The sequence below is a fragment of the Micromonospora sp. NPDC051924 genome, from assembly GCF_055586005.1.
In genome coordinates this window covers 14,336-26,856 of the sequence record NZ_JBVJJA010000046.1, presented here as the reverse complement: position 1 = coordinate 26,856, position 12,521 = coordinate 14,336, and the positions used below count along the sequence as shown (strand labels likewise).

Annotated in this window: 10 protein-coding genes and 1 riboswitch; of the genes, 3 read left to right on the top strand and 7 right to left on the bottom strand. The window is 71.1% G+C overall.

Annotated features, from left to right (window positions below; translation table 11 throughout):
• Positions 1-17: 17 nt before the first annotated feature.
• A complete protein-coding gene (locus ACZ6S5_RS28460; RefSeq protein WP_466005290.1) occupies positions 18-566 on the bottom strand; it encodes a pyridoxamine 5'-phosphate oxidase family protein in 549 nt (182 codons plus the stop codon).
• A gap of 78 nt (positions 567-644) precedes the next feature.
• On the opposite strand from ACZ6S5_RS28460, the gene dcd reads away from it, so the two are divergent.
• Positions 645-1,223 (top strand): dCTP deaminase, encoded by a 579-nt coding sequence (gene dcd / locus ACZ6S5_RS28455; RefSeq protein WP_265008550.1) that lies wholly within the window; start codon positions 645-647, stop codon positions 1,221-1,223.
• Between the two features lie 45 nt (positions 1,224-1,268).
• Here the strand turns inward: dcd and ACZ6S5_RS28450 are convergent, their stop codons facing one another.
• Positions 1,269-2,303: a C40 family peptidase gene (locus ACZ6S5_RS28450; RefSeq protein WP_466005288.1), complete on the bottom strand. Its 1,035-nt coding sequence runs from the start codon at positions 2,301-2,303 to the stop codon at positions 1,269-1,271.
• Positions 2,304-2,315: 12 nt separating this feature from the next.
• Positions 2,316-2,451: riboswitch (cyclic di-AMP (ydaO/yuaA leader) on the bottom strand.
• Positions 2,452-2,686: 235 nt separating this feature from the next.
• Between ACZ6S5_RS28450 and ACZ6S5_RS28445 the strand changes: the two genes are divergently transcribed.
• Positions 2,687-4,714, top strand: a complete 2,028-nt coding sequence (locus ACZ6S5_RS28445) for an N-acetylmuramoyl-L-alanine amidase (protein WP_466005286.1) — start codon at positions 2,687-2,689, stop codon at positions 4,712-4,714.
• A 65-nt stretch (positions 4,715-4,779) separates the two neighbouring features.
• On the opposite strand, the gene ACZ6S5_RS28440 is transcribed toward ACZ6S5_RS28445, so the two are convergent.
• The 5 genes from ACZ6S5_RS28440 to ACZ6S5_RS28420 form a co-directional block, all read right to left on the bottom strand.
• A complete protein-coding gene (locus ACZ6S5_RS28440) occupies positions 4,780-5,796 on the bottom strand; it encodes a C40 family peptidase (RefSeq protein ID WP_466005284.1) in 1,017 nt (338 codons plus the stop codon).
• A 164-nt stretch (positions 5,797-5,960) separates the two neighbouring features.
• Complete coding sequence (locus ACZ6S5_RS28435; protein WP_466005282.1) at positions 5,961-6,965, bottom strand: hemolysin family protein; 1,005 nt, start codon at positions 6,963-6,965, stop codon at positions 5,961-5,963.
• Positions 6,958-8,265 carry a hemolysin family protein gene (locus ACZ6S5_RS28430; RefSeq protein ID WP_466005312.1) on the bottom strand — a complete coding sequence of 436 codons (1,308 nt, stop codon included), beginning with the start codon at positions 8,263-8,265 and terminating at the stop codon, positions 6,958-6,960. The genes ACZ6S5_RS28435 and ACZ6S5_RS28430 overlap by 8 nt, the downstream gene beginning before the upstream one ends.
• A 167-nt stretch (positions 8,266-8,432) precedes the next feature.
• Complete coding sequence (locus ACZ6S5_RS28425) at positions 8,433-10,634, bottom strand: (Fe-S)-binding protein (RefSeq protein ID WP_466005280.1); 2,202 nt, start codon at positions 10,632-10,634, stop codon at positions 8,433-8,435.
• 422 nt (positions 10,635-11,056) lie between these two features.
• Positions 11,057-11,320, bottom strand: a complete 264-nt coding sequence (locus tag ACZ6S5_RS28420; RefSeq protein ID WP_466005278.1) for a cell division protein CrgA — start codon at positions 11,318-11,320, stop codon at positions 11,057-11,059.
• 231 nt (positions 11,321-11,551) lie between these two features.
• Between ACZ6S5_RS28420 and ACZ6S5_RS28415 the strand changes: the two genes are divergently transcribed.
• Entirely contained in the window at positions 11,552-12,358 is an 807-nt protein-coding gene (locus ACZ6S5_RS28415; RefSeq protein WP_466005276.1) for a DUF881 domain-containing protein, read from the top strand.
• The last annotated feature ends 163 nt before the right edge of the window (positions 12,359-12,521 follow it).

Here is a 12,521-nt window from a genome sequence, read left to right as displayed (position 1 = left end):
GGCGTTCTCGTGGACTCTCAGGCGGCTGGGCGGCGGGTGTCGAAGCCGTGCCGGCCGCCGCGCCGACCCTCGGCGGCGGCCACCGTACGGCGGGGCGGGGCGGTCGCCCGCGGATCGAGCCAGACCCGCACCTGCGGCCGGCCGGCGCCCGGCTGGGAGGTCTGGTCGCGCCGGGTCAGCATCGCCACGTCGACGGTGAACTCGAACAGCCGCCAGTCGACCTGCGGCGCGGCCCGGCCGAGCTCGGCCACCCGGGTCAGGGTCGCCGGATCGGTCACCGGGTGGGCCCTGCCGGCCACGTACGCCTCGTCGTCGCTCTCCTCCGGGGGGAACGAGTGCAGCGCGTAGCGGCCGTCGCGTTCGAGGTCGCGACGCTTGGGCGAGTCGATGACGAAGCAGTAGAGCCCGTCGTCGGTGATGACCGGGGCGACCGGATGGACCCGGGGGCCGCCGTCGGCGCGGACCGTGGCGAGGTAGCCGAAGCCCGGCCCGTACTGCTGCAGGAGAAGGCGGATCTCGTCGGCGAGTCGGGGCTCGTCGGCGGCGAATTCGGACCAGGAAGCCATGCGAACATTCTATCGAACAGGTGTACGAAGATGTAGTCCGACACGCAGGTCACCCGTACCGGTCGCTATGGTGTTCCGATGCTGCTCTCCGACCGCGACCTGGTCTCCGAGATCAAGGCGGGCACGCTCGCGCTGGAGCCCTTCGAGCCCACGCTGGTGCAACCGTCCAGCATCGACGTACGCCTGGACCGGCTGTTCCGGGTCTTCAACAACCACCTTTACACCCACATCGACCCGGCGGTCCAGCAGGACGACCTGACGTCGATGGTGGAGGTTCCCGAGGGCGAGCCGTTCGTGCTGCACCCGGGCGAGTTCGTGCTCGCCTCGACCCTCGAGGTGATCTCGCTGGGCGACCAGCTCGCCGGCCGCCTGGAGGGCAAGTCCAGCCTGGGCCGGCTCGGGCTGCTCACCCACTCGACGGCGGGCTTCATCGACCCGGGCTTCTCCGGCCATGTCACGCTGGAGCTGTCCAACGTGGCGAACCTGCCGATCACCCTCTGGCCGGGCATGAAGATCGGCCAGCTCTGCATCTTCCGGCTCTCCTCGCCGGCCGAGCACCCGTACGGTTCCGCGGTCTACGGGTCGCGCTACCAGGGGCAGCGCGGGCCGACGCCGAGCCGGTCCTGGCAGAACTGGCGGGTCTGGCCGACCCGCTGAGGAACGATGCAGGGGCCCCCGCGTCGCGGGAGCCCCTGCGGACCGTCAGCCCGGTCGGCCGTAACTGTTGATCTGGCCGTCGTCGACGCGCTTCATGGTGATCGGCTTGCCGGACTGGGAGGCGTGCACCACCCAGCCGTTACCGACGTACAACGCGACGTGGTGCAGGTCGCTGTAGTAGAAGACCAGGTCGCCTACCTGTAGCTCGCTGCGGCTCACCCGCCGGGTGACGTCGTGCTGCTGGCGCGCGTTGTGCGGCAGCGAGACACCGGCCTTGGCCCAGGCGGCCATGGTCAGGCCGGAGCAGTCGTAGTGGTCCGGCCCGGCGGCGCCCCAGACGTAGATCTTGCCGATCTGGGCGCAGGCGAACTTGGCCGCGACCCCGCCGGGGCCACCCGGGTAGCCGGCCGGGCAGGGCGCCGGACGCAGCGGCCCGCCGCCCCCGTTGCCGTACACCTTGAGCCGCAGCTTCTGGAGCCGGGCGATCTCGGCGTCGATCTGCTTCTTCTGCGCCGCGAGCTGGGCCTCGGTACGGGCCAGCTTGGCGATCATGTCGTCCAGCGGCTGCTTCTTGGCGGCCAGCTGGTCGCGCAGCTCGGCCACCGTCTGCACCTGCTGCTGCTGGCGGTGCGCGAAGCGGTCGAGCAGTTCCAGGCTGTCGACCACCTCACCCGGGGAGCGGCTGCCCAGCAGCGCGTTCACCGTGGAGAGGTTGTCCCCCTTGTAGGCGTCGGCGGCGAGACCGCCGACCTGCCCGAGGGCCTGGTCGACCTTGGCCTGCAGCGGGGCGATCTGCTTGGCCAGCGCGGCGGCCTGCTTGCGGTTGGCGGCGAGGTCCTCGCGGGTGGCGTTGACCTTTTCGATGATCGGTTCGAGCTTGTTCCAGTCCCGGTCGATCTGGGCTTCGATCTCGGCGACCGACGGGTCTGCGTGGGCCGCCGTGGCGCCGCCGGTCAGGATGACGGCGGTGCCGACCAGGGCGGCGAGGGCGGTGGTGAAGCGGGACCAGCGTGAACGCGGCGCAGCCGTCAGCCGGTCGAGTGACCGCGCCGACGGCGGCCGCGGGGCATGGTTAGCCACCGGGCTCCGTACTCCTTCTTCCGGACCGCCTACCGGGTTAGCTGACGGGTTCGGGCAGGAAGGGAGCCGCCCTACCGCAGAGGCTGCGGATTCACCCCAGTTACCTGGGTCCCCGGCTCGCCCGGAGGCGACTCGGCGGTGTCCGACCGTCACCACCCGGGCTGGGCGATGAAACTGCCGGCCGACGATTGACCAGAGTAGAGATCGCCGTTATCAAGACGCAACTCACGCGGCCGTGACACTCCGTACGCGAAGTTGCGGCCACGATCCGGAGGATGAAGGTTTTCTTCAGCGGGTTTTACCAGCCGGAAAGGTATTGACCGCAAGGCGGGTGCGGAGTGAGGGTGGGAACGCAGTGACCCCCATCCCTGTCTGGAGGTTCGATGCACCTCTCACCCCCGCCGTCGGGCAGACGGATACTGCTGGCCGCCGCCGTCGCGGCGGCCACCGCGCTCGCGACCACCGGCCCGGTGGCCGCCGAGCCGTCCAGCGCCGACACCGCCGACCGGCAGCAGCAGTACGCCGGCGCGGCCGACGAGTACGGCGTGCCGCAGAGCGTCCTGCTCGGCGTCTCGTACCTGGAGTCCCGCTGGGACACCCACCCGGGCCAGCCCAGCACGAGCGGCGGCTACGGCCCGATGCACCTGACCGACGCCGAGCAGGTCGCCTCGACCCCGTCCAGCTCACACGTGGACGAGAACGAGGACCCGCGCGGCGACGACTCCCGCCCGCTCACGCTCGACCCGACCGTCGCCGCCGCGCCCTCCGGCGACGTGCTGCCGCAGGCGTCCCTGCAGACCGTCGACGCCGCCGCCGCGCTCACCGGCATCCCGGTGGAGACGCTGCGTACCGACGCCGTCGCGAACATCCGGGGCGGCGCGGCGCTGCTCGCCTCGTACCAGAAGGATCTGGGCGGGCCGGTCGGCGCCGGCAGCGACCCGGCGGCCTGGTACGGCGCGGTGGCCCGGTACTCCGGCGCGGACACCGAGGACGCCGCGGCGGCCTTCGCCGACGAGGTGTACGACCAGATCGGCCAGGGCGCCAGCCGGACCACCGACGACGGCCAGCGGGTGACCCTCGCCGCCGCCGCCGTGACGCCGGACGAGTCCGGGCTGCACAAGCTGGGCCTGCGCCGCGCCGAGCGGCCGGACGGCCTGGAATGCCCGGTCCGGCTCGCCTGCGAGTGGATTCCCGCCCCGTACGAGAAGTACGGCCCGGGCGCCGGCGACTACGGCAACCACGACCTCGGCGCGCGGCCGGCCCAGCAGAAGATCGAATACATCGTCATCCACGACACCGAGGGCTACTTCGGCCCCAGCGTGAAATTGGTCCAGGACAAGACCTACCTGGGCTGGCACTACACGCTGCGCTCGGTGGACGGCTACGTCGCCCAGCACATCAAGGCCAAGGACGTCGGCTGGCACGCCGGCAACTGGTACGTGAACGCCAAGTCCATCGGCATCGAGCACGAGGGCTTCGCCGGCCACGGCACCTGGTACACCGAGGCGATGTACCGGACCTCGGCCAAGCTGGTCCGCCACCTGGCGCTGCGCTTCCAGATCCCGCTGGACCGGCAGCACATCCTGGGCCACGACAACGTGCCCGGCATCCTCCCCGGCAACGTCGCCGGGATGCACTGGGACCCGGGTCCGTACTGGGACTGGTCGCACTACTTCGACCTGATGAAGGCGCCGTTCCAGGGCACCGCCACGCCGCACACCGGCCTGGTCACCATCGACCCGGACTACGCCACCAACCAGCCGGCGTTCATCGGCTGCAACCAGCAGCCGCCGGGCGTCCCGAAGCCGACCCCACCGGCCGCGCCCTGCCCGCTGCGCGGCTCCTCGGCCGTCATCCTGCACACCGCGCCGAGCGAGACCGCCCCGCTCGTCAACGACCTGGGGCTACGCAAGGACGGCACGCCGGACACGATGTACATCTCCGACCACGGCGCCCGCGCGTCCGCCGGCCAGACGTACGCCCTCGCCGGCATCCAGGGCGACTGGACGGCGATCTGGTACCTCGGCCAGAAGGCCTGGTTCTGGAACCCGGCCTCGGCGCCGACGGCCAAGTGGGCGAACGGCTTCGTGGTGACCCCCAAGCCGGGCAAGGCCACCATCCCGGTGTACGGGCGGGCCTACCCGGAGAGGGCGGCGTACCCGGCCGGCGTGCCGTACCAGACCATCGCGCCGCTGCAGTACACCTTCGCGGCGGGCCAGCGGTACGCGCTCGGTGGCGTGCTGCCGGGCGAGTACTACCGGGCCGTCACCTTCGACGGTTCGGCACCGGGTGACTGGACCGTCATCCGGGGCGAGAACCGGTACGTGCAGATCCAGTTCGGTCACCGGGTGATGTTCGCCAACCTGGACGACGTGGAGATCCTGCCGGCCGCGGTCGGCGCGCCGGACTGACCGGTCCCGACGACGAAGGCCCCCGGTCCGCGTGGACCGGGGGCCTTCGTGCTGCCGAGGGAGGGTCAGGTGACCCGGCGGAAGCCGGCGACCGGCATGTAGTCGATCTTGGTGACCTGGATCTGCTTACCCGTGCGGGGCGCGTGCACCATGAGCCCGTTGCCGAGGTAGAGACCCATGTGATGCAGGTCGCTGTAGAAGAAGACCAGGTCACCGGGGCGGGCATCGGCCCGGGACACGGGCCGTCCCTCGTCCCACTGGGCACCGGTGAAGTGGGTGAGGTAGATGCCCGCCGCCTTGTAGGCGTACTGGGTGAGGCCGGAGCAGTCGAACGTGCTCGGGCCGGTGGCACCCCATTCGTACCACTTGCCGACCTGCGCGCAGGCGGTCTTGATGGCGGTGCGGGCGGCGCTGCTCACCACGCCGTCGATGTTCGGACAGCCGTCGACACGTACCGAGGTCACCGGCAGCATCGCGGTCAGCCGCTTGATCTCGGAGTCGATCTGCTTCTTCTTCGCCGCCAGCTCGTCCCGCTGCTTGATCTGGGTGGCGATCAGCTTGTCCAGCTTCTGCTTCTGCGCGTTGTACTTGTCGCGGATGGCCAGCACACCGGCCACCTGCTTGCGCTGCTGCTCGGCCAGCCGGTCGAGGATGACGAGCTGCTCACCGAGCGTGCCCGGCTTGGTGCTCACCAGGAGGGCACCGATGTCCTGGGACGGCCCGTCGATGTAGTACCGGGCGGCGAGGTCGCCCACCCGGTTCATCGCCAGGGCCGACTCCAGCTCCAGCGGCACCATCTTCTTCTGGAGGTCCGCCGACTTCTTCTGGTTGGCCTTGAGCTGGGAGCGGATCTTGTTGAAGCTCTCGATGGTGGGCTCGAGCTGTTCCCACTGCTTGTCGATCTGCGCGTCGATCTCGTCGACCGACGGCGCCGCGTGCGCCGGTGCCGTCAGCAGCCCGGCGCCGACCGCGACGGCCGCGACCAGGGTGAGGAGACGGCGTACGACCCGGCGCGCCCCGACCGGTCTGACGGGCGGCTCGCTCGGGGCGTGACGATGAGGGGGCATGGTTGCCACCGGCACGGACTCCTTTGCAACCGACCGCCGGGCGCCCCGAGAGAGGGAAGGTCGAGGCAGACGACCCACAGCGGTCGGTGCCCCACATTAGGGAAGGCACCGGGGTGGAATCAAGGCGACCTTTTGGTCAATCACGTATGCGCAACCGCTTGCACACCAAGGGTATTCATTCACTTTCCAACAATCGCGGTCAATACATCATCGAGCGTCACCACGCCGAGCGCGCGCCGCCCGTCCCTCACCAGCACCATGTGGCGTCGCTCCCGCCGCATGGCGAGCAGCAGATCGGCCAGCGTACGGTCGGGCGGCACCACGGCCAGCGGCCGGTAGACCTCGACCGGTACGGGTGCCCGCCGGCTCGCGCCCGCGTACCCGAGCACGTCCTTGACGTGCACGAAGCCGAGCACCCGGCGGGTGGACCGCTGCACCACCGGGAAGCGGGAGCGGCCGGTCCGGGTCGCCAGGACCTCCAGGGAGGCCGGTGACACGTCCTCGGCCACCGTGGTGACCGTCGACCAGGGCTGCAACGCGTCGGCGGCGGTACGGCTGTGCAGGGCCAGCGCCCCGGTGATCCGGGCATGCTCCTCCGCGTCCAGCAGCCCCTCGGTACGCGCCTGGGAGACCAGGCCGGCCAGTTCCTCCGCGGTGAACACCGTCTTCACCGCGTCGGTCGCCTCGACCCGCCACAGCCACAGCACCTGCCGGGCCGCCCACTTCATGGCCAGCAGCAGCGGCTTGGTGGCGACGCAGAAGGCGAGCATCACCGGACCGAGCCAGAGCGCCGACGGCTCCGGGCCGGCCAGGGTGATGTTCTTCGGCACCATCTCGCCGACCACGGTGTGCAGGAAGACCACCACGGCCAGGGCGATCACGAAGGCCACCGGGTGCACCGCGGAGGCGGGCAGGCCCGCCGCGTCGAACGGCGTCTCCAGCAGGTGCGCCAGCGCCGGCTCGGCGATCGCGCCGAGGCCGAGGGAGCAGATGGTGATGCCGAGCTGGGCCCCGGCGATCATCAGCGGGATCTGATTCATCGCGGAGAGCGCCCAGCGGGCCCGCTTCGACCCCGCGGCCAACGGTTCGATCACCGTACGCCGGGAGGCGATCAGGGCGAACTCGCTGCCCACGAAGAAGGCGTTGCCGAGCAGCAGCAGGACGGCGACCAGGAGTTCACTCATCGCCGTCGGGCTCCTCGGGGCGGACCACCCGGACCTGCTCCACCCGGTGCCGCTCGACCTCGATCACGGTGAACTCGTAGCCGGCCTCCTCGACCGTCTCGCCGGCGACGGGGATGTGTCCCAGCCGGGCCATCAGGTAGCCGGCGAGCGTCTCGTACGGCCCCTCGGGCAGCCGGAAGCCGGTCTGCTCGGCCAGCTCGTCCTCGCGCAGCACGCCGTCCACCAGCACGGTCCGCTCGCCGCCGGGCACGGTCAGCTCGACCGGCCCGAGGTCGTCGACCGCGTCCGGGTCGAACTCGTCGGCGATCTCGCCGACCAGCTCCTCGACCAGGTCCTCCACGGTTACCACGCCGTCGGTGCCGCCGTACTCGTCGACCACGATGGCCAGGTCGGCGCCGGCCGCCTTCAGCGCCGCCAGCACCCCGTCCAGGTCGAGGCTCTCCGGGACGTACACGGGCTCGCGGGCGACCGCGGCGACGGTGGTGGAGGCCCGGCGGGCCAGCGGCACGCCGAGCGCGTCCGGCACCCCGGCGACGCCGGTGACCAGGTCGAGCGTCTCCTCGTAGACCGGGAAGCGGGTCCGGCCGGTCTGCCGGGACAGGTCCAGCAGCTCGGCGACCGTGGCGGTGGCCCGCAGCGCGATCACGTCCACCCGGGGGGTCATCGCCTCGGCGGCCCGCTTGTCGCCGAAGCGGATGGTGCGGCGCAGCAGCATCGCGGTGTCCGGCGGCAGCGCGCCGGCCCGGGCCGAGATCGCGGCGAGCAGCCCCAGTTCCTCCGGGGACCGGGCGCTGGCCAGCTCCTCCTGCGGCTCCACGCCGAGCCGCCGGACCAGCCGGTTCGCCGAGTCGTTGAGCAACCGGATAAGCCAGCGGAAGGTACGGGCGAACGTCCGCATCGGCCCGGCGGTGGCGAGTGCGGCCGGCATCGGCCGGGCCAGCGCCAGGTTCTTCGGGACCAGCTCGCCGAAGAGCATCGAGATCAGCGTGGCCAGGGCCAGGGCGAGCAGCCCGCTCAACCGGTCCGCCCCGCCGAGCGGGCGCAGCAGCGGGCCGAAGAGCCGGGCCAGGGCCGGTTCGGCCAGGTAGCCGGTGAGCAGCGCGGTGATGGTGATGCCGAGCTGCGCGCCGGAGAGCTGGAAGGACAGCTCGCGCAGCGCCCGGCGTACGGTGACGGCCCGGGCGTCGCCCTCGCCGGCCCGCCGGTCGATCTCGGCCCGGTCGACGGTGACCAGGGCGAACTCGGCCGCGACGAAGAACGCGTTGCCGGCGGTCAGCAGGACGAATCCGACCAGGGGCAACAACGCGGTGACCAGAAGGCTGTCGATGCTCGCCTCACCTCGGACGGGATTCTTCCACGGACCCGCCGGACCGCACGAGCGCGTGCTTCGGACCCCGAGGGCCGGCCCCCGAACGCCGAGCGGCGCCGACCCTGGACGGGTGGCGCCGCTCGTGCTGGCGGGCTCGCTCAGCCGGCCGCGCCGGCGGCCTCCTTCTCGCCCGCGGCGTTCTCGGGTCGGACGGAGCGGAGCAGCACGCTGGCCACGTCCACGACCTCGACCTGCTCGCCGGCTCCCTTGCCGTTGACCCCGTCGTTGAGCATCGTCGAGCAGAACGGGCAGCCGACCGCGATGGTCTTCGCGCCGGTGGACATGGCCTCCTCGACCCGGTCCACGTTGATCCGCTTGCCGATCTTCTCCTCCATCCACATCCGGGCACCGCCGGCGCCGCAGCAGAAGGAGCGCTCGCTGTTGCGCGGCATCTCGGTGATCTCGGCCGATCCGAGGGCAGCGCCGAGCACCTCGCGGGGCGGGGTGAAGACCCGGTTGTGCCGGCCCAGGTAGCACGGGTCGTGGTAGGTGAGCCCGCCGTCCAGCGGCTGCACCGGGGTGAGCTTGCCGGTGGCGACCAGGTGCGCCAGCAGTTGGGTGTGGTGTACCACCTCGAACTCGCCGCCGAGCTGGCCGTACTCGTTGCCGAGGGTGTTGAAGCAGTGCGGGCAGGTGGCCACGATCTTCCGCTTGCTCTTCTCCCGGCCCTCGAACGCCTCGTTCAGCGTCTCGACGTTCTGCTGGGCGAGCATCTGGAACACGAACTCGTTGCCGATCCGGCGGGCCGGGTCACCGGAGCAGGTCTCGCCCTCACCGAGGATGGCGAACGAGACGCCGGCCTCGTTGAGCAGCGTGGCGACCGCGCGGGTGGTCTTCTTGGCCCGGTCCTCGAACGCGCCGGCGCAGCCGACCCAGAACAGGTACTCGAAGTCCTCGACCTCGCCGACCCGCGGCACCTCGAAGTCCAGGCCCTTGGTCCAGTCCTCGCGGGTGTTCTGCGGGGCGCCCCACGGGTTGCCCTTGTTCTCCAGGTTGCGGAGCATGACGCCGGCCTCGGACGGGAAGCTCGACTCGATCAGCACCTGGTAGCGGCGCATGTCGACGATGTGGTCCACGTGCTCGATGTCCACCGGGCACTGCTCGACGCAGGCGCCGCAGGTGGTGCAGGACCAGAGCACGTCCGGGTCGATGACGCCGCCCTCCTCGGCGGTGCCGATCAGCGGCCGGTCGGCCTCGGCCAGGGCGAGCACGTCGACGCCGGCGAGCTGCTCCTGGGTCGCCTTCTCCTCGCCGGTCAGGTCCTTGCCTCCGCCGGCCAGCAGGTAAGGCGCCTTGGCGTACGCGTGGTCGCGCAGGCTCAGCACCAGCACCTTGGGCGACAGCGGCTTGCCGGTGTTCCAGGCCGGGCACTGCGACTGGCAGCGGCCGCACTCGGTGCAGGTGCTGAAGTCCAGCAGGCCCTTCCAGGTGAACTGCTCGACCTGGGCCACGCCGAACTGGTCCTTCTCCGGGTCGGCCTCCTCGAAGTCGAGCGGCTTGCCGTCGCTCATCATCGGGCGCAGCGCGCCGAGGCCGGAGCCGGCCGGCTTCGCCGGCTCGCGCTTGAAGAAGATGTTGGGGAACGCCAGGAAGCGGTGCCAGGCGACACCCATGGTGACGTTCAGCGAGATCACGATGAGCCAGGTCATCGAGATGATGATCTTGATGACGGCGGCCAGGCTGACGCCGGCCTCCCAGGCCGGCAGGGCGTTGCCGAGGGCGTGGCTGACCGGGGTGGCCCAGACCGGGTACTCGAAGTGGTCGGTGGCGACCTTGAAGCCCCGGATCAGGAAGCCGAAGATCAGCACCAGCAGCACGACCCACTCGACGAAGTAGCCCTGCCACATGGTCGAGCCGGTGAACCGGGAGCGGTTGCCGGGCCGGTTGGGCCGGTTGCGCAGCCGGATCGCCATCAGCACCAGGATGCCGAGGAAGCCGAAGACGCCGATCAACTCCGTGGCCAGGCCGAAGATCGTCCAGTGCCCGATGATCGGCAGCCCGCCGCCCGGCGTCACCACCTCGAAATACGCCTCGAGCACCAGCAGCGACAGCACGATGAACGCGACCATCACGAACCAGTGCGCGGCACCCACCACGCTCCACTTGAGCATGCGGGTGTGGCCGGCGGTCTCCACCAGCATCTTCCTGGTGCGGGCGCCCTTGTCGGTGAACCGCTCCGGCGCGGGTTGACCCAGCCGGATGACTGCCACCATCTTCATGACCGCGCGTACCGCAAGCCCCACCGCCACGGCGGTGATGGCGGCCGCGAGGATCGTGGTGACGATCTGGACGCTGCCCATCGAGTTGGCCTCCCGGTCTGCTGCCTGTCGAGCGGCTCGGCGACCGGGAGCGGCTCAGGGCGTGGCCGGCGTCATGCCGCTACCGCCACCCCGACCCGACCGGCCGATGACCTCGCTCCGCTCGGTCATGCAGTGCAGCCTACGCGCAAGGTTACCCAGCAGTAACGTGAGTCATCTCGCATCCGGCCACGCCGCCCTGCGGACACCTTAGGTGGACGCGGCCACGCGCGCCGGGCAGGGGCGCGGTGGCGTGACGTAAGTCCGTCGAACGGACGGTGCCGGAGACCGGTCAGCGGTGGCCGACCGGGGCGAGACAGGGCGACGGCCCGACCCCCGACGGCTTCAGCCGTCGCAGCAGGGCCGGGCCGGATGTCGACTGCTTCAGCGTCAGACGCGCCGAGCTGAAGCAGTCGCAGACCGGGTCAGCGCCAGCGGGAGAGCAGGATGAGCGAGGTGACCATCGCGCCGAAGCCCACCGCGAGGTTCCAGTAGCCCCACGTGGCGACGGGGTAAGCCTGCTCGGAGAGGTAGTACACGACCAGCCAGCCGATGCCGACGACGATCAGTGTGACGGCGGTGATCGGCAGCCAGACCGGGCTAGGCTTGCGCGTCGCCGCGGTCGCCGTCGGACGCACGTCCGTCGGCGGGGTGTACACCTTCTTCTTGCGGACCTGAGACTTGGGCACGACGCTCTCCAGAGGGGGGTACGACCTCGTCCGGCCTGACAACCGGGCGCGGGGGCGACGGTCCATGGCCAATAATGTTCGACAGCTAGCGTAGTCCCGACGGACCGTCCAGGCCACGAATGGGGTCAGGCCGGTGCGCGGAGTGACCGAAAAGGGTGGGACTTTTCGGGTCGAGCACGCCGGTCCGCGCCCTCGCGGGTCGGAACGAGACGACGGGAAAGGGAACGCCCGGTGGAGTACACGTCCGGCGCCGCCTCCTGGCAGAAGGTCCTCCGGCGGGCGGTCGTCGGCCTACTGCCCCGGCGGCCACGGCAGCGCCGCCCGGGATGGTCGATCGGCGTACCCCTGATCGCCGCGGCGGCGGGCCTGCTCTTCACCACGACCGCGACCACCGCCGGCGGGACCGCCCTGCGGGAGGACCGACGTCCCCAGCTCACCCAGTTGATCGAGGACCGCCGGGAGCAGGTCGCGGCCAGCGAGCGGGAGGCCGCCCGGCTGCGCGACGAGGTCGAGGAGCAGACGGCCGCGCTGGCCGACACCGACGGCCCGATCAAGGAGCAGCGCGACCGGGCCGCCGCCAGTCGGCAGGCCGCCGGGTTCACCGCGCTCACCGGCATCGGCGTCGCCATCGAACTCAACGACGCGCCCCGCCGGTCCGACCAGACCCTGCCCAAAGGGGCCAGCAACGACGATCTGGTCGTCCACCAGGGCGACGTCCAGGCGGTCGTGAACGCGCTCTGGGCGGGTGGAGCCGAGGCCATGTCAATCATGGACGTCCGCGTCCTCAGTACCAGCGCGGTACGCTGCGTCGGTAACACCCTGCTGCTGCACGGCCGGGTGTACTCCCCTCCTTTCAAGATCGTGGCAATCGGCGATCCCGCCTCCCTCCAGCGGGCCCTCGCCGCGTCCGAGGGAGTCCGGTTGTTCAAGGAAGCGGTGGACCACTACCAGCTCGGCTACTCCGAAACCGTCTCCACGGTCACCGTGCCGGCGTTCGAGGACTCCACCGCCCTCCGCTCCGCGACGGTGCCCCGGTGACCTCTGAAGAACCCCGGGAGCGGGACGGGCGCCACCGCGACCGCAGCGAGGACCAGACCGCGTTCATCCCCCGGGTCGAGCGCCCGGCGCGGCCCGCGCTCGACCTCCCGTGGCCGGAGCCGGCCGAGCGCCAACCGGCCGCACCCCGGCCACCGGCCGACGA